This is a genomic window from Janthinobacterium sp. P210006 (genome assembly GCF_036231885.1).
GTDB lineage: Bacteria > Pseudomonadota > Gammaproteobacteria > Burkholderiales > Burkholderiaceae_D > Janthinobacterium > Janthinobacterium violaceinigrum.
This window is the reverse complement of sequence record NZ_JAZARD010000002.1, coordinates 326256-348282: the sequence shown is the minus strand read 5'-3', so window position 1 is coordinate 348282 and position 22027 is coordinate 326256. Positions and strand designations below refer to the sequence as shown.

20 protein-coding genes and 1 pseudogene are annotated in these 22027 nt (G+C 65.5%); 13 read left to right on the top strand and 8 right to left on the bottom strand.

Annotation, left to right across the window (positions count from 1 at the left end):
• Positions 1-23 precede the first annotated feature (23 nt).
• The 3 genes from VPH41_RS09950 to VPH41_RS09940 all read left to right on the top strand — a co-directional run bounded on the left by VPH41_RS09950 (position 24) and on the right by VPH41_RS09940 (position 2892).
• Positions 24-902: a peptidase gene (locus VPH41_RS09950; protein WP_092604876.1), complete on the top strand. Its 879-nt coding sequence runs from the start codon at positions 24-26 to the stop codon at positions 900-902.
• 108 nt (positions 903-1010) lie between these two features.
• A complete protein-coding gene (locus VPH41_RS09945; RefSeq protein ID WP_328569858.1) occupies positions 1011-2363 on the top strand; it encodes an alpha/beta hydrolase in 1353 nt (450 codons plus the stop codon).
• Between the two features lie 103 nt (positions 2364-2466).
• Positions 2467-2892, top strand: coding sequence for a Fur family transcriptional regulator (locus VPH41_RS09940; RefSeq protein WP_034787417.1), 426 nt, complete (start codon positions 2467-2469; stop codon positions 2890-2892).
• Positions 2893-2916: 24 nt separating this feature from the next.
• Here VPH41_RS09940 and VPH41_RS09935 read toward each other — a convergent pair whose 3' ends face one another.
• Genes VPH41_RS09935 through VPH41_RS09915 form a run of 5 tightly spaced genes read right to left on the bottom strand, consistent with a single transcriptional unit; the run spans position 2917 to position 6499 of the window.
• Positions 2917-3435 (bottom strand): GNAT family N-acetyltransferase, encoded by a 519-nt coding sequence (locus tag VPH41_RS09935; RefSeq protein WP_328569857.1) that lies wholly within the window; start codon positions 3433-3435, stop codon positions 2917-2919.
• A gap of 44 nt (positions 3436-3479) precedes the next feature.
• Positions 3480-3779, bottom strand: coding sequence for a hypothetical protein (locus VPH41_RS09930; protein ID WP_328569856.1), 300 nt, complete (start codon positions 3777-3779; stop codon positions 3480-3482).
• Positions 3773-4252: a HoxN/HupN/NixA family nickel/cobalt transporter gene (locus VPH41_RS09925; RefSeq protein ID WP_328569855.1), complete on the bottom strand. Its 480-nt coding sequence runs from the start codon at positions 4250-4252 to the stop codon at positions 3773-3775. Before VPH41_RS09925 ends, VPH41_RS09930 begins: the two co-directional genes overlap by 7 nt.
• Positions 4249-5253 carry a CobW family GTP-binding protein gene (locus VPH41_RS09920; protein ID WP_328569854.1) on the bottom strand — a complete coding sequence of 335 codons (1005 nt, stop codon included), beginning with the start codon at positions 5251-5253 and terminating at the stop codon, positions 4249-4251. Before VPH41_RS09920 ends, VPH41_RS09925 begins: the two co-directional genes overlap by 4 nt.
• Positions 5254-5272: 19 nt before the next feature.
• The gene (locus tag VPH41_RS09915) at positions 5273-6499 is read right to left on the bottom strand and encodes a GTP-binding protein (RefSeq protein ID WP_328569853.1); all 1227 of its coding nucleotides are present in this window, start codon (positions 6497-6499) and stop codon (positions 5273-5275) included.
• Between the two features lie 192 nt (positions 6500-6691).
• Between VPH41_RS09915 and VPH41_RS09910 the strand changes: the two genes are divergently transcribed.
• From VPH41_RS09910 to VPH41_RS09885, 6 genes are all read left to right on the top strand, one after another.
• Positions 6692-7348: an ABC transporter ATP-binding protein gene (locus tag VPH41_RS09910; RefSeq protein ID WP_328569852.1), complete on the top strand. Its 657-nt coding sequence runs from the start codon at positions 6692-6694 to the stop codon at positions 7346-7348.
• Positions 7345-8535 (top strand): FtsX-like permease family protein, encoded by a 1191-nt coding sequence (locus VPH41_RS09905; RefSeq protein WP_328569851.1) that lies wholly within the window; start codon positions 7345-7347, stop codon positions 8533-8535. Before VPH41_RS09910 ends, VPH41_RS09905 begins: the two co-directional genes overlap by 4 nt.
• Before the next feature lie 10 nt (positions 8536-8545).
• Positions 8546-9013 carry a DUF3299 domain-containing protein gene (locus tag VPH41_RS09900; RefSeq protein ID WP_152281024.1) on the top strand — a complete coding sequence of 156 codons (468 nt, stop codon included), beginning with the start codon at positions 8546-8548 and terminating at the stop codon, positions 9011-9013.
• Positions 9010-9465 (top strand): TlpA disulfide reductase family protein, encoded by a 456-nt coding sequence (locus VPH41_RS09895; protein WP_328569850.1) that lies wholly within the window; start codon positions 9010-9012, stop codon positions 9463-9465. Before VPH41_RS09900 ends, VPH41_RS09895 begins: the two co-directional genes overlap by 4 nt.
• Positions 9466-9548: 83 nt before the next feature.
• Positions 9549-11651, top strand: coding sequence for a bifunctional 2',3'-cyclic-nucleotide 2'-phosphodiesterase/3'-nucleotidase (locus tag VPH41_RS09890; RefSeq protein ID WP_328569849.1), 2103 nt, complete (start codon positions 9549-9551; stop codon positions 11649-11651).
• Between the two features lie 55 nt (positions 11652-11706).
• Positions 11707-12399: a tetratricopeptide repeat protein gene (locus VPH41_RS09885; RefSeq protein ID WP_328569848.1), complete on the top strand. Its 693-nt coding sequence runs from the start codon at positions 11707-11709 to the stop codon at positions 12397-12399.
• Position 12400: 1 nt separating this feature from the next.
• Here the strand turns inward: VPH41_RS09885 and pdxR are convergent, their stop codons facing one another.
• On the bottom strand, positions 12401-13882 hold the full coding sequence (gene pdxR, locus VPH41_RS09880) for a MocR-like pyridoxine biosynthesis transcription factor PdxR (protein WP_442906248.1): 1482 nt from the start codon (positions 13880-13882) through the stop codon (positions 12401-12403).
• A 26-nt stretch (positions 13883-13908) separates the two neighbouring features.
• Here pdxR and VPH41_RS09875 point away from each other — a divergent pair.
• Positions 13909-14695 (top strand): annotated as a pseudogene (locus tag VPH41_RS09875) (GNAT family N-acetyltransferase); the annotation flags it as partial.
• Positions 14696-14938: 243 nt separating this feature from the next.
• Positions 14939-16375 (top strand): catalase, encoded by a 1437-nt coding sequence (locus tag VPH41_RS09870; protein WP_328569846.1) that lies wholly within the window; start codon positions 14939-14941, stop codon positions 16373-16375.
• Positions 16376-16620: 245 nt separating this feature from the next.
• Here the strand turns inward: VPH41_RS09870 and VPH41_RS09865 are convergent, their stop codons facing one another.
• Both VPH41_RS09865 and VPH41_RS09860 read right to left on the bottom strand, forming a co-directional pair.
• Positions 16621-16959, bottom strand: coding sequence for a hypothetical protein (locus VPH41_RS09865; protein WP_328569845.1), 339 nt, complete (start codon positions 16957-16959; stop codon positions 16621-16623).
• 227 nt (positions 16960-17186) lie between these two features.
• Positions 17187-18368: a hypothetical protein gene (locus VPH41_RS09860; RefSeq protein WP_328569844.1), complete on the bottom strand. Its 1182-nt coding sequence runs from the start codon at positions 18366-18368 to the stop codon at positions 17187-17189.
• A gap of 266 nt (positions 18369-18634) precedes the next feature.
• Here VPH41_RS09860 and VPH41_RS09855 point away from each other — a divergent pair, with 266 nt between their 5' ends.
• Together VPH41_RS09855 and VPH41_RS09850 are read left to right on the top strand one after the other, a co-directional pair.
• Entirely contained in the window at positions 18635-20656 is a 2022-nt protein-coding gene (locus VPH41_RS09855; RefSeq protein WP_328569843.1) for a serine protein kinase, read from the top strand.
• A 2-nt stretch (positions 20657-20658) separates the two neighbouring features.
• Positions 20659-21918: a DUF444 family protein gene (locus VPH41_RS09850; RefSeq protein WP_328569842.1), complete on the top strand. Its 1260-nt coding sequence runs from the start codon at positions 20659-20661 to the stop codon at positions 21916-21918.
• The last annotated feature ends 109 nt before the right edge of the window (positions 21919-22027 follow it).

Genomic DNA, 22027 nt, shown 5'->3' with positions numbered 1-22027 from the left:
CCCTTTTGACTTGATTTACGACGATGACTTATTGCATAGGCATGCGCCTGAACGAAGGCCTGGTCTTCCTGTCCGACTCCCGCACCAACGCCGGCGTGGACCAGGTGGGCACCTTCCGCAAGATGAGCGTGTTCGAAAACCCGGGCGACCGCATGCTGGTCCTGATGACGGCAGGCAATTTGTCGATCTCGCAGGCGATCCGCCAGATCGTGTCCGAACACGTGGACGCGGACGGCCGCAGCATCTGGAACGTGGCCAGCATGTACGACGCGGCCCGCATCGTGGGCGAAGCCGTGCGCACCGTGCACTTGCGCGAAGCGAAGGCGCTGGCCGACTGCGGCATCGATTTCAACGTCAGCATCATCTTAGGGGGCCAGATAGGCGCCGAGCGCTGCCGTTTGTTCCAGGTGTATTCGGCCGGCAATTTCATCGAATCGCACGATGAAAACACGTATTTCCAGATCGGCGAAGCCAAATACGGCAAGCCCATCATCGATAGGGTCATCAACCCGTTCACGCGCCTGGACGAAGCGGCCAAGTGCGCACTGATCTCCATGGATTCCACCCTGCGCTCGAATATTTCCGTCGGCTTGCCGCTCGATTTGCTCGTCTACGAGACGGGCAGCCTGGCCGTCACGCGCTTCGTCACCATCGATGAAAAAAACCAGTATTTCCGCATGATCCGCGACACGTGGGGCGAGCAATTGAAACATGTGTTCGAAGGCATCGTCGATCCCGTGTGGAATGCGGCGCCGGAAACGACCACGAACGTGTTGTCGTCCGCCAACATGCACAGCAAGCCCGTGCGCGTGGCCATCCCCGAACACGTGAGCCGCGGCGGCCTGACAGTGGCGCCCCTGCAATCCTTGGCACAGCAGTTCAGCGACGACAAGCAGCATTGACCGTTGACAGGCCCGCAGCACGGGATGCTGGACAAGTCGCTTTCCGCGTGCTTTTATGGCAATATGGGTTGACATTCAATCCAGATTGACCTGAAAGGCAGGTGGCGCATGGACTTGATCACTTCCGCCGTCGTGGCAGCCATCGAACACGGCGCGCCCGGCCATGCGCCGCAAGCCGTCGCCAGCCATTTTCAACGGCTCAAGCTGGCCATCGCGAAGTTCGACGGCGCCGCCGCCATCCTGGCCGCCATCGCCGCGCTGGAAGCGGCGCCCGCCGATCCCCAGCGGCAGCTGGCCCTGTCGGCCGCCCTGGCCGCGGCAAACGTGCCGGACGACATGGAAACCCTGTTTGCCGCGCAAGGCTTGCTCGACGCGCTGCAGCGGCCAGTCGCCCCGCTACCCGATGTGGAAGCCGTGCCCGCGCCAGCCGATAAAGGCACCGTCGTGTCGAATTATGCCGTGGTGAAAGTGTATTTCGCCACCGACCGCCAGCGCAACGTGGGCAAGCCGGCGGCCCAGCGCTTCAGCGGCGAACGCAGCATCACGGGCGGCAATGGCAACGGCGACGGGCCGCTCAGCTATGGCAGCTGCGACATCAGCATCCCCCGCGACCACCGCATGGGCCAGCTGGAATCGCCATCGCTGTGGCGCCTGGAATTTCGCGACGACCCGGCCAAGCACGTGGTGCTGCTCGACGCCGAGGTGCAGGATCACGATAATTTCTTTGCAGCATTAAGAACCCAGGTCCGCGCCTCGGCCGGCAAGAGCGCATTTGTCTTCGTGCACGGCTACAACGTGAGTTTCGAGGATGCGGCGCGGCGCACGGGACAGATGGCCTACGACCTGGGCTTCGACGGCGCGCCCGCGTTCTACAGCTGGCCGTCGCGCGGCGACATCGCCGCCTACACCATCGATGAAAACAATATCGAGTGGAGCACGCCCCACATCACGGCCTTCCTGGCCGACTTTCTCGCCAGCACGGACGCGGCGCAAGTGTACCTGGTGGGCCACAGCATGGGCAGCCGCGGGCTGACGCGGGCCGTGGCCGACTTGCTGGCCGCGCAGCCGCAGCTGGCGCAAAAGATCACGGAGCTCATCCTGTCCGCGCCCGACATCGACGCCGCCGTCTTCCGGCACGATATCGCGCCGAAACTGGCCGGCGCGCGCAATCCCGTGACCCTGTATGCCTCGTCGCAAGACCTGGCCCTGGCCGCGTCGAAAGCCGTGCACGGCTACCCGCGCGCGGGCGACAGCGGCGCCGGCATGCTGATCGTGGCAGGCGTGGAAACCATCGACGCCACGGGCGTGGACACGAGCTTCATGAAGCATTCGTACTTCGCGGACCAGCGCTCCGCCCTGTCCGACATGTTCTACCTGATACGCAACCAGGCGCGCGCCGACCAGCGCTTTCTCGACCTCGTCGATACGGTGGCCGGCCGCTATTGGACGTTCAAACCATGACGCCATTTCATGCGGTGCGGCCCGCATGCTAAGATACGGCCCATAGGGTGGCAACGGGCACGGCGATGACGCCGCCAGCCGATCCCCCGCAAGCAGGCCTATCATGTTGACATCATCTTCTACACCGCAAGCCGAATCGCTGATCCGCAACACCAACGCCCGCGTCACCAAGACGCGCGTGAAGGTGCTCGACTTTTTAATGGCGCAAAGCCGTTCGCTGACCCACCATGAAATCCAGCAGGCGCTGTCGCAGGACAGCGATATCGATTCCGTCACCCTGTACCGGGTGCTGGAATGGCTGACGGAAAATGAACTGGTGCACCGCATCGCGGGTGCCGACCAGGTGTGGCGCTTCAGCGCGGGCGCGGGCCACCAGGCGCACGAGCACGCGCACTTCCAGTGCACCAAATGCGCAAACGTCACCTGTTTCAATGAAGTCAAGCTGCCGCCGCCCGTGCTCTTGCCGGAAGGCTTCAGCGGCGGCGAAGTCGATTACCTGATCAAGGGCCTGTGCCCGCGCTGCAAGTAATTTAATAGACATCGCCTGACGACGTCACTTGAGCAGCAAGGCCAGGTGATGCTCGTCATAGAACAGCTCGCCGACGCGCATCGAACGCGGTTCCGTGCCATACGCGATAAATCCCAGCGATTCATACAGGCGCAAGGCAGCATTGTTTTCCGCATTCACGCTCAAGTGCACCTGCATGACGGCAGGGTCCGCCTCGGCCTGTTCGATGCAGGCGTTGACGAGGCGCCGCGCCACGCCCTTGCCCCGCTGCGCCACATCGACGAACACGCCCCACAGCAAGGCCTTGTGCCACAGCTGGCGCAGCGGTTCGCGCCGCAGCCCCGCAAACCCCACGAGACGTTCGCCGTCGAAAGCGCCAAACGCCCGCTGCAGGACGCCGCCGGCGATGCGCTGCGCGTGTTCTTCCGGGGTGCGCGCCAGTTCATCCTCGCGCGATGAGGAAAACGAACTGGGCGAATCAAGAATGGCGCGCAGGCGCAGCGCGCAAAAGGCGGCAGTATCTGCTGGCGTCAGCAGGCGGATGACGATATCGGCTGGGGGCATGGTGGAATCCGGCAGTTTTTTTCCATTATACCCACGCCCCCGTCTCAGGCACGCACGCGGCGCAAGCCCAGCAAGGTCCAGCCGTACAGGGCCGCCATCAGCAGCACCATGGCCGCACCGAGCGCCGCCATCCAGCTTTCCGGCAGCGACCACGCGGGGTCCAGCTTGCCCGCAGCCATGCAGGCGGCCATGGCCACGCAGATGGCGACGATGGGCCAGCCCAGGCGGCGGCGGAATGCGCGCACGATCTCGATTTTGCCGGTGCGCATGACTTTCGCCGTGACCCAGCCATCGAAGGTATCGGTCACGCCCATGCCCACGGCAAACACCAGCCCCGTCAGCATGGCCGGCCCCATGCCGCCCAGCGCCAGGCGGCCGCCTGCAGGGCCGTGTCGAACACCAGCGCGAACAGCATGCCGACGAGGATGGCGCCCAGCGGCCCGGAAGCGCCCCGCAGCCAGCGCGGCAGCAGCCGGCCGCGCACTTCGGCCAGCTGCGCGCCGGCCAGCAAGCTGCGCGCATTCAGGGCCGCAATCAGCAGCAGCAAGGCGATGGGCAGCCATTCCAGCCAGCCGAACACGGCTTCGGACGGTGTGAATTGCGCCGACGCCAGGGCGGCTACGGCCACGATGGCCAGCACGCAGATGCCATGTCCCAGCGCAAACAACGCGCCCATCCACGGCGTCCAGCGCGGATGGGCGGCCTGGCTGCGCAGGGTCAGGCCGTCGACGGCGGCCAGGTGGTCCGGTTCCAGCCCATGCCGCATGCCGAGCAGAAAAATCAACGCCAGGGCGGGCAAGCCCGCTTCCACGCTCATGCCGCCACCTCGACCGGGCTGTCCGCCTTGACCACGCAGCGGTCCAGGCCCCGGATCAGCATATCCTGCGGCAAGTCGCGGCCGATGAAGATGATCTTGCTGGCCCGCGTCTCGCCGTCGCGCCACGGCGCGCCCAGTTCCGAGCCCATCAGCATGTGCACGCCCTGGAAAACGGCGCGGCATGGCACGTCGGCCACGTACAGGATGCCCTTGTAGCGCATCAGCTGGGTACCGAACAGCTGCACCACGGCATCGAGAAAATTCTCCACCTGCAGCAGATCAAGGGGCTGGGACTGGTGGTAGACGAACGATTGCACGCCGTCGCCATGGCGGTGGCCCAGTTCCCCCAGGAAATCCGGCTCCAGCTCGACGATGGCGTTCAGATTGAAACCGCGGATGTTCAGGATGTCGCGCAAGGGCACGTTGCCAAAGCGCACTTTCTGTATGCTGGCGCGGCCATTGATGGCGACCAGCCGCTGGCGCAGCGCGGCCAGCGCATCCTTGTCGACCAGGTCCGTCTTCGACAGCAGGATGCGGTCGGCAAAGCCCACCTGTTCCTGCGCTTCCTTGTGCGCCGTCAATTGCTGCTGCGCATGGCGCGCGTCGACCACCGTCAGGATGGCGTCGAGCATGTAGAACTCGCTGACGGATGGCTCCGCAAAGAAGGTTTGCGCCACGGGGCCAGGCGCGGCCAAGCCCGTCGTTTCGATGATCACGTGGTCGAAGGTGATTGCCCCGGTTTCGCGCCTCGCGTGCAGCTCGCCCAGGATGCGGATCAGGTCGCCGCGCACGCTGCAGCAGATGCAGCCATTGTTCATTTCCACGATCTGCTCGTCGCTGTCCTGCACCAGCAAGCCATGGTCGATGCTTTCGGCGGCGAATTCGTTTTCAATCACGGCAATGCGCACGCCGTGGTCGCCCTGCAATATGCGCTTGAGCAAGGTGGTTTTCCCGCTGCCGAGAAAACCCGTGATGATGGTAACGGGGATCAGTTCTGTCATATTGCTTTCCTATCGGTGGTTAATCTTCCAGTTCTTCCATGCGTTGCCACTGGGGAAACGGGTCGGGCAGCTTGCGCCAGGCGGCCATGCCCTGGCGCGTTTCCGTATAGTTGAGTTGGCATTTCTTCAAGTCCGCCTCGATGGCGGCCTGGTCCATGTCCTGGCCGATGAAGACGATTTCCTGGTAGCGGTCGCCATATGGCTCGTTCCAGCCCGCCTTCATTTCCGCCAGCGACGCCGCGTCCGTGGGCCAGCGCTCTTTCGGCACGGACGCCCACCACAGGCCCACGGGTTCGATATTCATCAGCTTGCCCGCGCCGGACAGGCTGGCCACCCACTCGGGGCGGCTGGCCAGCCAGAAATAGCCCTTGCTGCGCACCACGCCCGGTATCGGCTGGGCAATGTAATCGTGCAGGCGCTGCGCGTGGAACGGTTCTTTCGACCGGTAGACGAAGCTGCCGATGCCATACGTTTCCGTTTCCGGCGTGTGCACGCCCGCCAGTTCCTGGGCCCAGCCCGGCATGCTGGCCGCCTGTTCCAGGTTGAACAGATGCGTGCCCAGGATGGCGTCCAGCGGCACGACGGACTGGTTCGTCTCGATGATGCGCGCGCCGGGATTCAAGGCCTTGATGACGGCCAGCACGCGCAGGCGATGGGCCGCATCGACCATGTCCACCTTGTTGAGGACGATGACATTGGCAAATTCGATCTGTTCCGTGAGTAAATTGGCCAGCTGGCGGTCGTCGCCCTCGCCCGCCGTCTCGCCCCGCTGCTCGAGGCTGTCTTCGCTGTGGAAATCGTCGAGCAGGTTGGCGCAGTCGACCACGGTGACCATGCAGTCGATGCGCGCCACGTCGTTCAGGCTGTCGCCGTGCTCATCCTCGAAATCGAAGGTGGCGGCCACGGGCATCGGTTCGCCCACGCCCGTCGATTCGATCAGCAGATAGTCGAAACGGTCTTCCGCAGCCAGGCGCCGCACTTCCAGCAACAGATCGTCGCGCAGGGTGCAGCAGATGCAGCCGTTGGACATCTCCACCAGTTTTTCTTCCGTGCGCGACAGGGCTGCACCGGCCGCCTCGGCGCTGTCCTGCACCAGCGAGGCGTCGATATTGACCTCGCTCATGTCGTTGACGATGATGGCCACGCGCTTGCCTTCGCGGTTGCGCAGTATGTGGTTGAGCAAGGTGGTCTTGCCGGCGCCGAGAAATCCGGACAGGACGGTGACGGGGAGTTTGCGCTGGGTCATGAGTATCTTTCGGATGGGAACGATGAAGGTTGACAAATAGGGTGGCAAATGCGGTTGCAAATGCGCTGGCAAATACGGCTGCAATACGCGGCGGATTTTTAAATGCAAGTCGATTGCGTTTGAATTATAATGCAGCTCACTTGCATTTGTGCGGCAATCTTTGCCCGCCGGCCAGCTTTCCGAAAGAATTCCATGCTCCACCTCGACTCACTGACCTACGGCTATGACAGCGCCCGCCCCGTGCTGGACATCGCCGCCTTTCACTTGCCCATCGGACAGCACGCGCTGCTGCTGGGGCCGTCCGGCTCCGGCAAATCGACCTTGCTGCATTTGCTGGCCGGCATCCTGGCGCCCCAGGCGGGCCGTCTCGAAGTAGCGGGCACGTCCCTGCCCGGCCTCACGCCGCGCCAGCGCGACAGCTGGCGCGGCCGCGCCATCGGCTTGCTGCCCCAGCAACTGGCGCTGGTGCCCAGCTTGAACGTGCTCGATAATGTCCTGCTGCCCGCCTACGCCAGCGACCAGCGGCCCGATCCGGCCCGCGCCGCCAGCCTGCTGGGCCAGCTGGGCCTGGCCGACAAGCTCGATGCCTACCCGTACGCCTTGAGCGGCGGCCAGCGGCAACGGGCCGCCATCGCGCGCGCCGTCGTCATGCGCCCGCAACTGATCCTGGCCGACGAGCCGACGGCCAACCTCGACGACGATGCCTGCGCCACCGTCGTGCAGCTGCTGGCCCGGCAAGCGGCGCAAGCGGGCGCCTCGCTGGTGATCGCCAGCCACGACGCCAGGGTGCTGGCCGCCTTGCCAAACGCAGCCGTGCTGCGCCTGCCGCGCGCCAGGGGCGTGGCATGAACGCGGTCACGCTGGCCTGGCGCGCGCTGCGCCACAAGCCGCTGGCCTCTAGCCTGAACCTGCTGCTGATCGCCATCGGCATCGCCATGATGACCTTCATACTCGCCGTCTCCGCCCAGCTGGAGGAGCATGCGGAACGCGATGCCCAAGGCATTGACCTGGTGGTGGGCGCGAAAGGTTCCCCACTGCAATTGATCCTGTCGTCCGTGTATCACGCCGATATTCCGACCGGCAATATCCCGGACTCGGCACTGGCGGCCCTGGCCGCGCAGCCGCTGGTCAAATCCGCGATCCCCCTGGCGCTGGGCGACAATTTCCACGGTTTCCGCATTGTCGGCAGCACCACGGCCCTGCTGGGCCATTACGGCGCGCACCTGGCGCAAGGGACGCTGTTCGCGCAGCCGATGCAAGCCGTGTTCGGCGCCCGCGCCGCGCGCGAGACGGGCGCGACACTGGGCGCCCGCTTCGCGGGATCGCATGGTCTGGCGGTGGGCGGCGAACTGCACGCGCATGCGCCGTACACGGTGACGGGCATTTTGGCGCCCACGGGCACGGTGCTGGACCGGCTGATCCTCACGCCCGTCGCCTCCGTGTGGCAAGTACATGAAACGGACCCCGATGAACAGCCGGCAGCGGCCCCCGAACGCGAACTGACGGCCGTGCTGGTGCAATATGCATCGCCGCTGGCGGCCGTCAGCCTGCCCCGCTGGGTGAATGGCCAGCCGCGCCTGCAGGCGGCCCAGCCCGCGTTCGAGGCGGCGCGGCTGTTCAATCTGCTGGGCGTGGGCATCGATGTGCTGCGGGCGATCGCCGCCGGCGTGCTGCTGGTGGCGGCCCTGTCGCTGTTCGTGGCCCTGTACGGCGCGCTGGAAGAGCGCAAGGCCGACCTGGCCATCCTGCGCACCCTGGGCGCCTCGCCCGCCACATTGCTGCGCCTGCTGCTGGCGCAAGGCTTGCTGCTGTCGCTGGCGGGCGCGGCGCTGGGCTGGCTGCTGGGCCATGGCGGCGTGGCGCTGCTGCAGTGGAGCATGGAAAGCGAACAGCAACTGAACCTGCAGGCGTGGCGCATCGTCGCCGGCGAAGCGTGGCTGCCCGTGATCGCCGCCGGCGTGGGCTTGCTGGCCGCCGCCCTTCCCGCCCTGCGCGCCTACCGCACCGATATTGCCGCCACCCTGGCGCGCCCCTGAGGAGAGAGCCATGTTGAAAATCCTTGTTTTAAGCGCCTGCCTGCTGCTGGCCGGCATCGCCGCAGCGGCGCCAGCCGATGAACCGCCGTCGTTCTTCGCTCCGTTGACGGACTTGCCCGGCGTGGTGTCGTGGAAACTGCTGGGCCAGGCCACCACGGTCAAGGCAAAAAAGGGCCGCATGGTGCCGAAATACACGCCGGAAATCAGCGCGCTCGACAATACTGACGTCAAGGTGCAAGGCTTCATGATGCCGCTGGAAGCGGGACAAAAGCAGAAACATTTCCTGCTCACCGTCACCTCGGCCAGCTGTCCCTACTGCCTGCCGGCCGGTCCGGAAGGCGTGGTGGAAATCAAGAGCCGCACACCCGTGAAATTCAGCTACGCGCCCTTCATCGTGCAGGGCAAGCTGAAAGTGCTGGCCAGCGACCCCATGGGCCTGTATTACCGCATGACGGATGCGGCCGTGGTACCGCAATGACGCGCTGGCCCGCACTGTTGCTGGCGTTCGCCTGCCAGGCCCACGCCGCGCCGCTGCACTTCGACCTGCTCCGCCTTGATGGCGACGGCCAGCTCAGGCTGAACCAGTTCCACGGCCAGGCCGTCGTGCTGAACTTCTGGGCCAGCAACTGCCTGCCCTGCATCCAGGAATTGCCGGTCTTGCATGCCTACGCCGCCAGCCAGCCCCGGCAACGCCTGATCGGCATCGCCATCGACACGCGCCCGGCCGCGCAAGCGTATCTGCGGCGCCACCCGGCCAGCTATCCGCAAGCCTTGTCCGGACCAGCCTTGCTGCCCACCTTTGGCAATCAAATCAAGGGCTTGCCGTACACAGTGATTGTGAATTCTCAACATCGGATCTGCACGCGGCGCCTGGGTCCCGTCGATGCGGCGTGGCTGGCCAAGGCCGTGGCCGCCTGCGGCGGCCCTTGATTCCATGCGCCTTGCACGGCTGTCATCGCGCCGTCATATGACGGCGTTACAGTCGCGTCCTTTGAATCTCTCCGAGGGCGGTAATGAAAACAAATTGGGTCATGCTGGCAGCGCTGGCAAGTGCAGGTCTCGTCGGTTGCAACGGCAGTTCGAATACCCCGGCCACACCGGCCATTCCTGAAGGCACGACGGTCACCGTCGCATTGCTGGAAACCACGGACATCCACTCGAACGTCCTTAGTTATAACTACTATGCGCTGGCCGAAGACACGAGTCTGGGCCTGGAGCGCACGTCGACCCTGATCCAGGCGGCGCGCGCGGAAAATCCGAACAATGTGCTGCTCGACGACGGCGACGTCATCCAGGGCACCCTGCTGGCAGACCTGCAGGCCGTGGCCGCGCCCGTTCCTTGCAGCGGCACGCTGGCCGTGCACAAGGCCATGAACGCGCTGAAATACGATGCGGGCGGCATGGGCAACCACGAGTTCAACTATGGCCTCGCTTACCTGAGCCAGATCACCAACACGGATTTCGGCATTCCCGGCGTGGCCAAGCCGACGGGCACCTGCGGCGCGCCCACCTTCCCTTCCGTGCTGAGCAATGTCGTTGGCGTGTCCAGCGGCAAGCCCATCTTCCAACCCTACACCGTGCTGCCCCGCGATTTCGCCGCCACGGCGCCCGATGGCAGCAAGCTGACCGTGAAAATCAATGTGGGCGTGCTGAGCTTTGTGCCGCCGCAGATCCTCGAATGGGACCAGAAAGTGCTCGCTGGCAAGGTCAGCGTGACGGGCGTGCAGGAAGCGGCGAAACAATACGTGCCGGAATTGCGCAGCAAGGGCGCCGACCTCGTCGTGGCCCTGTCGCATGGCGGCCTGGACACCAGCGCCTACAGCCCGAAGATGGAAAACGGCAGCTACCACCTGACCAGCACGGGCATCGACGCGCTGATGATCGGCCATTCGCACTTGATCTTCCCGAAAGGCAAGGAAGAAGGCGCAGCCGCCCTGGACGCCTCGTTTGCCGCCTTCCCCGCCAGCGCGAAGATCGACGCCGTTAACGGTTTCGTCAACGGCGTGCCTACCGTCATGGCGCAAAGCTGGGGCCGCCGTCTGGGTATCATCAAGCTGACCATGGCTTATCAGGGCGGCAAGTGGGTGGTGCAGCCGGCCAAGACGACGGTGGAATCGCGCGGCTTCAAGTACACGGATGGCAAGACCCTCGTGAAAGCCGACCCGGCCATCGCGCCGCTGGTGGCCACCGAGCATGCAGCCACCATCGCCTACGCCAAGCAGCCGCTGGGCATCAGCACGGACTTCGAGATGTCCGCCTATTTTGCCCTGGTGGGCGACGTGAGCGCCATCCAGCTGGTCAACCAGGCGCAGCTCGATTACGTGAAGAACTTCATCGCCACCAGCACGGATGCCACCTTGTCGAGCTACAAGAACATCCCCGTCATCTCGTGCAGCGCGCCGTTCAAGGCGGGCCGCAACGGACCATCGGACTTCACGGACGTGGCCGCTGGCGCGACGCCGGCCGCCCCCGTCGGCTTGCAAGTGCGCAATCCGGGCGATCTGTATTTGTACAGCAATAACAACCTGCAAGCGGTGAAGATCAAGGGTTCGGACTTGAAGGCATGGCTGGAAACGTCGGCCAAGCAATTTGCCCAGATCGATCCGGCCAGCAGCGCCGAGCAGGACCTGGTGCCGTCGTATGGCACGATCTACAACTATGACGTGTTCTATGCGGAGAACAACGCGCTGACGTACCAGATCGATGTGACGAAACCGGCGGGCAGCCGCATCGTCAACCTCACGTACAAGGGCGCGGCGGTGGCCGATGGCGATGACTTCATCGTGGCTACCAACGACTACCGCGCCGGTGGCGGCGGCGCCGTGCCTGGCATCGATGGCAGCAAGACCATCATCAAGTCGCCCGATGCGAACCAGGCCGTGGTCAGCAATTACCTGGCGTCGCTGAGCACCAAGGGCGGCAAGGTGACCCTGGCAGCCAATGGCAGCGCGCGCAGCTGGAGCTTCGTCAAGACGGCCACGGCCGGTCCCGTGATCCTGCGCTCGGCGCCGGGCCACCTGGCGCTGGCGCAAGGCAGCGGCATTGCCAACGTGGCGGCCGAAGGCGGCCTCGACGCCAGCGGCTTCGCCAAGTACCGCATCGACCTGAGCAAATAAGGTCCATGGGCCGGGACTGCAACGGTTCCGGCCCCCGCAATGAAAGGTGATCAAGATGAAACACGCACTCTCCCTGCCTGCCGTCGTGCTCGCTGCTGCCCTGGCCGCCTGCCAGGCCTCGCCGCCGCCCACGCCGGCCGAGATCGAAGCCGTCGCCATGCATGCGCGCCAGGCGGGCGACCATCTGGCCGAACGCAAGGTGCGCAGCTGGGCCAGCAAGGACATGCCGGTGGCCGAGCGGGAACTGGCGCTGATTTACCAGGCCCGACCCGAACGCCGCGCCGATGCGCTGGCCCTGTTCGAACAGGCGGCCCGCGCGGGCGACACGGAAGCAGCATTCGAACTGGGCCAGATGCGGCGCGCGGCAGCTCCGGACCAGGCGTGGCTGTGGTACCGGCAAGCGGCCCAGCAAGGCCATGCGAAGGCGGCCCTGATGCTGGGCTTGCTGGCGGCAAATGGCGAAGGCGTGCCGAAAGACCCCGTGACCGCCGCGCACTGGCTGGAAAAGTCCAGCGAACTGGGCAACCCGCATGCCATGTTCCTGCTGTACAACGCCTACCGCGAAGGCCGCGGCGTGCCGCGCGATCTGGCCAAGGGGCGTGAACTGCTGGAAGAAGCGGCCCACCACGAATATCCGCCCGCCATCCAGGAACTGGCGATGACGGTGCAGGCCGGCGACGCGCTGCGCGCAGGCCATTTGATGAAGGAAGCGACGGAGCACCGGCACAACAACTGGAACCGTTTCTAGCTCATTCAGGCATCCGGCGCGCTGCCCTTGCCAGCTGCGCCAGGCGTCTCAGCAGCGGCGCGTACAGGCCGGGCGCCGTGTTTCCGTAGCCGAGCACCAGGCCATTGTCGGCGGGCGTCGCCGCCAGCGCAAAGCTGGACAGGGCCGTGGGCGCCATGCCGTAGGCGCGCGCGGCGCCGGCGATGGCGGCATCCGGATACTGCGGAGCCAGACGGACAGTCAGGTGCAGGCCGCAATGCCCTCCCTCTATGCTGTGCGGCACGTCGAACGACTGCGCCAGCGCCGCACGCAAGGCTTGTTGCCGCTCGCGGTACAGGCGGCGCATGCGCCCCAGGTGGCGGGCATACTGCCCGCTGTCGATGAAATGCGCCATGGCCAGCTGTTCCAGCCGGTGTCCGCCGCGCAGCATGGCGGCCAGCGGCGCCTGAGCCGCCGCCAGCAAGGCGGGCGGCAAGACGAGAAAGCCCAGGCGCAAGGCGGGAAACATGGTCTTGCTGAAGGTGCCCACATACAAGACCGGTCCCTGGCTGGCCAAGCCCTGCATGGCGGCGATCGGCTCGCCCGCATGGCGAAATTCACTGTCGTAATCATCCTCGATCAGCCACGCGCCATGCGCTTGCGCCGCCTCGATCAGCTGCAGGCGCCGTGTGGCCGACAGCACCGGGCCCAGCGGATATTGGTGGGCCGGCGTCGTGTAGACGAGGCGCGGTGGCCGGGCCTGCCAATCCTCGGCACTGGCCACCATGCCCTGCCCATCGACACGCATGGGCACGATGCGCAGGTCCCCCGCGCGCATGGCTGCCTTGGCGCCGCGGTAGCCGGGGTCTTCCACCCACGCCGTCTCGCCAGGATTGCTCAGCAGCCGAACGCACAGCCCCAGTGCCTCTTGCGCCCCTTCCGTGATGATGATTTGCCCGGGCAGACAACGCACGCCGCGCGCCACGCCCAGATAGCGGGCGATCGCCGCGCGCAGGGCCGGTTCGCCCGCCGGCTCGCCATACGCGAGCGCGGCACTGCCGCTGCGGCAGGCAACATCGAGCGCGCGCCGCCACGCCGCCAGTGGAAACTGCGGCAAGGCCGGTTCGCCGGGGCGCAGCGCGGCGGGCGCACATTCAGTGACGGGCGCGGCCGACAGGAGTACTGTGCGCCGCGCCAACGGCGGCATGGGCGGCGCGGGCGGCGCCACGCCAGGCTGGGGCAAGACGGCAACCACGGTGCCTTGCCGTCCCGCAAGGACAAAGCCTTCCACCGCCAATTGCTCATACACGGCACTGACGGTATTGCGCGCAATGCCCAGGGTCTGGGCCAGCAGGCGCGACGCGGGCAGGCGGCTACCTGCCGGCATGCTGCCCGCGAGGATGGCGTGTTTCAGGCGCGCATGCAATTGCCGTTGCAGGGGCGCAGCGTCCGGCGCACGGGACAGGGGAAGTTCGAGAGGCGTTTGCGGCTGGTTCATGGGGTAGGCGTGAAATCGTGGCACCATAAAATATACACTGACTGGCGCTTGTGATGGGGCCATGCCCCACTTATCCTGCCTGTCTCAGGACCGCAGCGTGCGGGCCACCTCAGCAGAAAGCCATCCATGTCGTCGTTTCAGAATTCCTTCCAGCAAGCCATCGGCGCTCCGATGCCGCACTGGTCCGCCCGCCCCCGTCCCGAACGCCTGACCCTGCACGGCCGCTATTGCCGCCTGGAGCCGCTGGATGCCGACCGGCACGCGGCAGACCTGTCCCGCGCGTATGCGCAGGCGCCGGACCAGCGCGGCTGGACCTACATGCTGGCCGGCCCCTTCGACGACGCCAAGAGCTACCGCGCCTATGCGGCGCTGGCCGCGCAAAGCGACGATCCCTTGCACTTCGCCGTCATCGATCTGTCGAGCGGCCTGGCCGTCGGCACCTTGGCCCTGATGCGCATCGATCCGGCCAACGGCGCCATCGAAGTGGGCAATGTCATGTTTTCGCCAGCCCTGCAGTGCACGCCCGCGTCCACCGAAGCGCAGTATCTGCTGATGCAATACGCGTTCGATACACTCGGGTACCGCCGCTACGAATGGAAGTGCGACAGCCTGAATGCGCCATCGCGCCAGGCGGCGCTGCGCCTGGGCTTTCAGTTCGAAGGCGTCTTTCGCCAGGCCACCGTCTACAAGGGCCGCAGCCGCGACACGGCCTGGTTTGCCATCATCGATGGGGACTGGCCCGCCGTGCGGCAAGCGCTGGCGCAGTGGCTGGCGCCGGACAACCTGCCCGCGCCTGGCAGGCAGCTGCGGTCGCTGGCCGCCCTGCGCGCGGCGTCAGCCGCCTAGCCGTATGCGCCGCGGCTATCGTGTTGGCCTGGACCTCGCCCAGGGGCTATGATGGGCACGCTGCTTCCCCTGACGCGGCGGGGCTGTTGCCGGCCTCGAAATGGATTACACTGAATTTGCTTTTTAGAAATTTGTTACTCTGGACCAGCCTCGGTGAGCGCCTCGCAATGCTCAGCCCAGCCAGTGTTTGGGTAGGCCCTGGCTCGTCCGTTGACCTCCCTATAAAGAAAGAGTCCAATGAAAAAGCTGACCACTGCCTTTGGCGCGCCTGTAGTCGACAACCAGAATATCCAGACGGCCGGCCCCCGCGGCCCTGCCCTGCTGCAAGATGTGTGGTTCCTGGAAAAGCTGGCCCACTTCGACCGCGAAGTCATTCCCGAGCGCCGCATGCATGCCAAGGGTTCCGGCGCGCATGGCACGTTTACCGTCACGCACGACATCACGCGCTACACGCGGGCGAAGATCTTTGGCGCCCTGGGCAAGCAAACCCCCATGTTCGCGCGCTTTTCCACGGTGGCTGGCGAACGGGGCGCGGCGGACGCGGAACGCGACATCCGCGGCTTCGCCCTGAAGTTCTACACGGAAGAAGGCAACTGGGACCTGGTCGGCAACAATACGCCCGTCTTCTTCATGCGCGACCCCCTCAAATTTCCCGATCTGAACCACGCGATCAAGCGCGATCCCCGCACGGGCTTGCGCAGCGCTAACAGCAACTGGGATTTCTGGACCTCGCTGCCCGAAGCGCTGCACCAGGTGACGGTGGTGATGAGCGACCGGGGCTTGCCGCGCAGCTTCCGCCACATGCACGGTTTCGGCAGCCATACCTTCAGCTTCCTGAATGCGCAAAACGAACGTTTCTGGGTCAAGTTCACGTTTAAGACCCAGCAAGGCATTCAAAACCTGACGGATGCCGAAGCCGAGGAACTGGTGGGCAAGGACCGCGAAAGCTCGCACCGCGACCTGTACGAAAGCATCGAAAACAAGGATTTCCCCCGCTGGACCCTGTACGTGCAGATCATGCCGGAAAAAGAGGCAGGCACGTATCACCTCAACCCGTTCGACCTGTCGAAGGTGTGGCCGCACGGCGACTATCCGCTGATCGAAGTGGGCGTGCTGGAACTGAACCGCAATGCGGACAATCACTTTGCCGAAGTGGAACAAGCGGCCTTCAACCCGGCCAACGTGGTGCCCGGCATCAGCTTTTCGCCGGACAAGATGCTGCAAGGCCGGCTGTTTTCGTATGGAGACGCGCAGCGTTACCGCCTCGGTGTCAACCACAGCCATATTCCCGTCAATGCGCCGAAATGCCCGTTCCACAGTTATCACCGCGACGGCCAGATGCGCGTGGACGGCAACCAGGGCGGAACCTTGGGCTACGAGCCGAACAGCGAGCAGGAATGGGCCGAGCAGCCCGATTTCCGCGAACCGCCATTGAGCATCGAAGGCGCGGCCGACCACTGGAACCACCGCGTCGACGAGGATTACTATTCGCAGCCACGCGCCCTGTTCCGCTTGATGAGCCCGGCACAGCAGCAAGCCTTGTTCGACAACACGGCGCGCGCCATTTCCGGCGCCTCGGAGCAAGTCAAGCAACGCCACATCGGCAACTGCACCCTGTGCGACCCCGCTTATGGCGCGGGCGTGGCCGAAGCGATCGGCCGCCTGAGCAAATAAGGCGCGCCGGCAAGACCAGCGGCTTGGCAAGGAGGGCGAAGGTTCAGGAGGGCCGCCAGTGAACCGGGCCCTCCGCCGCAACGGCCCGCGGGATGGGCACCAGCCGCATCATAACCTGCCACGCGGTGGCCGATCCAAACGCGCCGAAGCACGGCCTGCCCCTCTGCCCGCCTGCTGCCTCGCTGGCGGGCAAGCCGCGGGTAAGCTTCTGATTGGCGTGAAGGCAAGCCCGCCGCGCCAGCGCGCTACCAGCGCTGGATGTCGATCTGGCCCGTGATGCTCGTTTCCACCGGATAGCCTTCGACCTGCAAGGGCACGCGCCGCTTGACGGACGAGTCGCGCAGATACACGACGAGCGCTTCCTTGCCGACGGCGTTGCGTCCCAGGCTCACGCCTTCCACGCCGTCGATGGCCATCAGCGCCCGCTCATTGCGCCGCTTGGCCGCTTCCAGCCGGCCCTGGGGCACGGCAGGGGCGTACCCTGCGCCGGCAGCGCCCTGGCCAAGGGGCTCGTCCGGCAAATACGGCATGGCGGCATCCTCGAAGACGGCATATGGCGATTGTGCAAATTTACTGTTTGACATGACACACCCTCCTGATGCATTCCATGATACACCCGGTCATCGGGCGCCGCCGCGCGCTTCGCCGGGCACGCAGGCGGCTGCTCCTGCCAGCAGCCTGCCCCGGCAAAGACGCTCAGGAAGACGCATCAGGCGACGCTCGCAGCCGGCACAGGCCCTCAATCATCATCGTGCAAAAGGCAGCGTTATGCAAGGCGGCGTGACGCGCCCGCTTGCTTCTGAAAGCGTACTCAAGTGTACAAATTGATGTCGAGCGCCACCACCACGCGCCGCATCTGGTTGGCAAACGTGATGTTGCCGCCGCCGGCAAACAGCAGGCCCACGGGATTGCGCTGCTGGTTCCAGGTCCAAATGGACGAGCCGGAATCGCCGCCCGCGCTGAACGCCCCGCTGACGCCCGTGATGGCGATCTGGTCCTGGAATAGCGCAATCCGGCCGCCGCCGTAGTTGACGTTGATGGTGGCGCCCAGCCCCGTGATGCGGCCCTGCGTCAATTGCGTCGTGCGCCCGGATTTACCGACCAGCATGCCCAGCGCAGGCGCCACCAGCGCATTGCTGATGCGGAAATAGGCAGGCACGCCGCCGCTCAGGTAAACCAGTTCGGGCCGCACCCGGTCAGGCCAGGCCCAGCCGGTGGCGCAGTCGACAAAGTTGACGCCGCCGCTGAAATTGATGGGCACGAAACGCTCAAGCACGGCCACCTGGTCTTGCGGACAGCGGCCGCCGTCGATGGGGCCAGGCTGCACGATGCAATCGTTGAACACGCCGCCGTTGGAATTGGCCAGTACATGATTATTGCTCAGTATCATCAGGCGGCTGTTGCGCGGCGCGCTGCGCCCCACGGCCAGGCAGCCGATGGTGCCGGCCGTGATGCGGAAATGCCCGACCGACACCCCACCCGGCGCCGGGCGCAGACGGAAGCGGTGCGGTTGCGCATCGATCACGCCCGTGACGACGATGTTGACGGGCACCTTGTCGCTGGCCACGGCGCGCACGCCCATGGCGCCCACGATGGCGGCCTTGGCGCGGTCGACGGACGTGGGTTCGGCCACGTACAGGGTCAGGGCCGGCAAGCCCGGTTCGCCCGACGAGCTGTCGCTGGCCCCCTCGCCCAGGCCGATGGACACACCCTGGATATTGCCGCCATCGCTGAAGGCATCGGCCGCGCGCACGCCGCTCGCCTGGGAGATGCTTTGGCGCATGCCGTCTTCGATGCTGCGCTTGATTTCCAGCAATTCCATGCTGACGCCGCTCAAGGCGTCGGGCACGTCCGAGACGGATGCGCTCTCGGCCGCATTGTCGTCGTCGCCTGGGACGGAAAATTGACCGACGGCCTCTTCATCGTCGGCGCTTTGTCCCCTGCCGCTGCTGCCAGGCGGGGCGCTGAAACCATTTTCATTGCCTATCATCATGTTCTCCTCGTGGGTCGCTGCAAGCTTCCAGTGTGGGCGGGCCGCGCCAGCCGGTATTGATCTGGATTCAACTACGCTGGCGCACGGCTGGCCTGCCTCACCAGAGGGCGGCGAAGACAAAAATAGTTCCCTCGTCAAGGTTGAGCGAGATCAGGCGTGCGGGCAGAGGCGGCGCCGTATACTTGGCCGACACGCTGGAACTGGGCCTGCCCCACGGCAGCAACGGCAGCAACGGTATGGATGGGGAAACAATGACGAGCCCTGGTATGACACGCCAATCCGACGACAACGCGCCTGCGGCAACAGCGCCTGCGGGCGAGCTGGCAGGCACTGCTGGCGCAGAAGCCACCGGCCCGCACGCCGCCCAGCATGCGGGTTTCGTGCTCGGCATGGCGGCCTGGGCGGAAAAACACCGCATCAGCCCCTGGCGCGGCAGTTTTGCCGACTTCCTCGAGCAGATCTTGCCGGGCCGGGCAGCCCTGCTGGCGCGCAGCGCGCACCAGTACCTGTGGGACATGATGCGCTGGAACGGCCACACCGATGACAGCGGGCGCTTCCGCTGCCGCTTGTTCGACGACGAGCTGTTCGGCATCGACGAAGCGATCGACCGCGTTGCCGCCTACTTCAAGGCGGCCGCGGCCGGTTCCGAGGTGGGCCGGCGCATGTTGCTGTTGCTGGGCCCGCCATCGGGCGGCAAGTCGACCATGGTGATCCTGCTCAAGCGGGGCCTGGAAGAATACAGCCACAGCAGCGAGGGGGCGCTGTACGGCATCGCCGGCTGTCCCGTTCACGAATCGCCGCTGCACCTGGTGCCGCACAGCATGCGCGCTGACTTTCGCGCCAGCTATGATGCCGAGCTGCATGGCGACCTGTGCCCCCACTGCCGCACACGCCTGGAAGAACAGTACGGGGGCGACTTCCTGCGCATGCCCGTCGAGCGCATCCATCTGTCCGAGGCGGGCCGCTGCGGCATCGGCACGTATGCGCCGCACGACCCCACCACGGCCGACCTGGCCGACCTGGTGGGCTCCGTCGACCTGTCGAAAGTGGCGCAGTACGGCGACGAAGGCGATCCACGCGCCTGGTCGTGGTCCGGCGCCGTGTATGCGGCCAGCCGCGGCATGCTGGAAATGATCGAGATCCTCAAGGTCAAGCGGGAATTCCTCTACCTGCTGCTGACCCTCACGCAGGAAAAGAATGTCAAGGTGTCGCGTTTCCCCCTGATCTACCTCGATGAAACCATTCTCGCGCACACGAATCTGGCTGAATTTCGCAAATTCCTGCAAGAAAGCGAGAATGAGGCGCTGCTCGACCGCATGGTCATCGTGCAAGTGCCGTACACGCTCAATTACCGCGAGGAAGCACGCATCTACCGCAAGCTGATCCTGGCGGCCGCGCCCGCCTTCCGCGACGTGCACCTCGACCCGCACGTGCTGCATGCGGCAGCCGTGTTTGCCATCCTCAGCCGCTTGCCCGAAGCGGACGACAAGGAAGCCGAACTGGTCAAGAAGCTGCGCATCTACGCGGACGAGGACGTCGACGACCTGCAACCGGCCGACATCCGCCGCATGCGCGAGCGCGACAAGGCGCCGGACGAAGGCCTGTCGGGCGTGTCTCCCCGTTTCGTCATCAATGCCCTGTCGCACGCCATCATTTCCGCCCAGCGCAACAGCCTTTCCACCATGGACGTGCTGCTGGCCCTGAAGGATGGCATTGAAAACGATGCGCGCATCGAGCCCCGGCGCAAGCGCAAGTGGGTCGATTACCTGGTACTCACGCGCAAGGATTTCTATAACCGCTGGGTCAAGGCCGATGTGCACAAGGCCTTGTTCGTTTCATTTGAGCAAGAAGCACAAGACTTGCTGAACAAATACCTCGATGAAGTGGAAGCCATGCTGGACAACCGCCAGATCCGCGATCCCATCACCAGCGAAGAGCGCCGTCCCGACGAGCGCTTCCTGCGCGCCGTGGAAGAAAAAATCCATATCAGCGACTCGGGCAAGCAGTCGTTCCGGCAAGAAGTGGTACGCAAGGCCATGAGCGCGTTCAAGCGGGGAGAAGCGTTTGGCCTGGCCAGCCATGCGCAGCTGCACGACGCCATCCAGCAATACCTGTTCGAGCAGCGGCGCGACGTGCTGCGCCTGGTGGGCTCCGCAAAGCGCCCCGATGACGACGTGCGGGCCAGGATTTCCGCCGTCGAGCAGCGCCTGGTCGACGAATATGGCTATGACGCCCATAGCGCGCGCGAAGCGCTCAACTACGTGACCACCTTGCTGGCGCAGGAATAGCCATGTCCGCCACCACCTCGCCAGGCAGCGGCAACCACGATGGCGGCCCAGCGCGCGACGCCGCAGCAGGCGCTGCAGGCGGAGCAGCCCCGGTTTCGGCCGCGCCGGCCCTGGCCCAGCCGTGGTATGCGCTGTTCTCGCGCGGCGCGCGCGACTGGCTGCGCCACAACCAGAAAGTGCGAGAAGCCGTGCAGGCGCACTTGCCCGAGCTGATCGCCACGCCCGACCTGATCGGCGGACCGCAGCAGCGCACGGTGCACGTGCCCATGCGCCTGCTCGAACATGCGCGTTTCCGCCTGGCGCCCGCGCGCAACAGCGTGGGCGCGGGCCAAGGGGACGGCCAGCCCGGCGATATCCTGCGCCCCGCGCGTCCCGCCACCACGGACGAGACCGGGACGCAAGGCGAAGGAGGCAATGGCGAGGGGACGGTGCGCCTGCTGCTGGAGTTCCCCATCGACGACATCCTAGACTGGCTGTGGGACGCCTTCGCCCTGCCCCACCTGAAACCGCGCCACCTGGGCGCGATCGACGAGGTACGGCTCGTGCGTAGCGGCCTGGACCGGCATGGCGCCCGTTCGCGCCTGGACCGGCGGCGCACCGTCAAGGAAGCCATCAAGCGGCGTGCGGTGCAAGCGCAGCCCGTGCCCTTCACCAACGAGGACTTGCGCTACCGCCAGGTGCTGCCGCAGCCCCGGCCCAGCGCGAATGCCGTCGTGTTTTTCGTGCTGGACGTGTCGGCCAGCATGGCGCAGGCCGAGCGCAGGCTGGCCAAGTCCTTCTTTTTCTTTGCCTTGCAAGGCTTGCGCCGCCGGTATGCGCGCGTGGAAACGCGCTTCATCGCCCATACGACGCGGGCTTGGGAATTTTCCGAAGCCGAGTTCTTCCAGGTCAACGGCATGGGCGGCACCATGGCCTCCACGGCCTTTTGCCTGAGCCGCGACCTGCTGAAAGAGCACTACGCGCCGGGCCGCTACAACACCTACCTGTTCTATGCTTCCGACGGCGAGAATTTCAGCGAAGACCGGGCGCCGGCCAGCGTGGCCCTGGGCGAACTGGCCGCCTTGCTCAACTATATAGGCTATGTGGAAACCTTGCCCGGCGTACCGCGCAGCCTGGAAACGGAGATGCACAGCCTGTTTGCCGAACAGGAACGGCGCGGCTTGCCCCTGCACAGCAGCCTGCTCAGCAAACCCGACGATGTGTGGGCCGCCATCCGCACCTTTTTCCAGCACGAGGCGGCCGACGCGGAGGAAACCCCATGACGCGGCCCAGTCCGCAATCCGCCCCACGGCCGGCTGCGGAGCCTGGTCCGGCGACACCGCCCGCCCTCCACGGCGGCACGGCAGCGACAACAGGCGACACGGCAACAGC

What these genes read in the sequence shown, in the direction of transcription:
- VPH41_RS09950 (WP_092604876.1), top strand. Translation starts at nt 24, where the DNA reads ATGACTTATTGCATAGGCATGCGCCTGAACGAAGGCCTGGTCTTCCTG.
- VPH41_RS09945 (WP_328569858.1), top strand. Translation starts at nt 1,011, where the DNA reads ATGGACTTGATCACTTCCGCCGTCGTGGCAGCCATCGAACACGGCGCG.
- VPH41_RS09940 (WP_034787417.1), top strand. Translation starts at nt 2,467, where the DNA reads ATGTTGACATCATCTTCTACACCGCAAGCCGAATCGCTGATCCGCAAC.
- VPH41_RS09935 (WP_328569857.1), bottom strand. Translation starts at nt 3,435, where the DNA reads ATGCCCCCAGCCGATATCGTCATCCGCCTGCTGACGCCAGCAGATACT.
- VPH41_RS09930 (WP_328569856.1), bottom strand. Translation starts at nt 3,779, where the DNA reads ATGCTGACGGGGCTGGTGTTTGCCGTGGGCATGGGCGTGACCGATACC.
- VPH41_RS09925 (WP_328569855.1), bottom strand. Translation starts at nt 4,252, where the DNA reads ATGAGCGTGGAAGCGGGCTTGCCCGCCCTGGCGTTGATTTTTCTGCTC.
- VPH41_RS09920 (WP_328569854.1), bottom strand. Translation starts at nt 5,253, where the DNA reads ATGACAGAACTGATCCCCGTTACCATCATCACGGGTTTTCTCGGCAGC.
- VPH41_RS09915 (WP_328569853.1), bottom strand. Translation starts at nt 6,499, where the DNA reads ATGACCCAGCGCAAACTCCCCGTCACCGTCCTGTCCGGATTTCTCGGC.
- VPH41_RS09910 (WP_328569852.1), top strand. Translation starts at nt 6,692, where the DNA reads ATGCTCCACCTCGACTCACTGACCTACGGCTATGACAGCGCCCGCCCC.
- VPH41_RS09905 (WP_328569851.1), top strand. Translation starts at nt 7,345, where the DNA reads ATGAACGCGGTCACGCTGGCCTGGCGCGCGCTGCGCCACAAGCCGCTG.
- VPH41_RS09900 (WP_152281024.1), top strand. Translation starts at nt 8,546, where the DNA reads ATGTTGAAAATCCTTGTTTTAAGCGCCTGCCTGCTGCTGGCCGGCATC.
- VPH41_RS09895 (WP_328569850.1), top strand. Translation starts at nt 9,010, where the DNA reads ATGACGCGCTGGCCCGCACTGTTGCTGGCGTTCGCCTGCCAGGCCCAC.
- VPH41_RS09890 (WP_328569849.1), top strand. Translation starts at nt 9,549, where the DNA reads ATGAAAACAAATTGGGTCATGCTGGCAGCGCTGGCAAGTGCAGGTCTC.
- VPH41_RS09885 (WP_328569848.1), top strand. Translation starts at nt 11,707, where the DNA reads ATGAAACACGCACTCTCCCTGCCTGCCGTCGTGCTCGCTGCTGCCCTG.
- pdxR (WP_442906248.1), bottom strand. Translation starts at nt 13,882, where the DNA reads ATGGTGCCACGATTTCACGCCTACCCCATGAACCAGCCGCAAACGCCT.
- VPH41_RS09870 (WP_328569846.1), top strand. Translation starts at nt 14,939, where the DNA reads ATGAAAAAGCTGACCACTGCCTTTGGCGCGCCTGTAGTCGACAACCAG.
- VPH41_RS09865 (WP_328569845.1), bottom strand. Translation starts at nt 16,959, where the DNA reads ATGTCAAACAGTAAATTTGCACAATCGCCATATGCCGTCTTCGAGGAT.
- VPH41_RS09860 (WP_328569844.1), bottom strand. Translation starts at nt 18,368, where the DNA reads ATGATGATAGGCAATGAAAATGGTTTCAGCGCCCCGCCTGGCAGCAGC.
- VPH41_RS09855 (WP_328569843.1), top strand. Translation starts at nt 18,635, where the DNA reads ATGACACGCCAATCCGACGACAACGCGCCTGCGGCAACAGCGCCTGCG.
- VPH41_RS09850 (WP_328569842.1), top strand. Translation starts at nt 20,659, where the DNA reads ATGTCCGCCACCACCTCGCCAGGCAGCGGCAACCACGATGGCGGCCCA.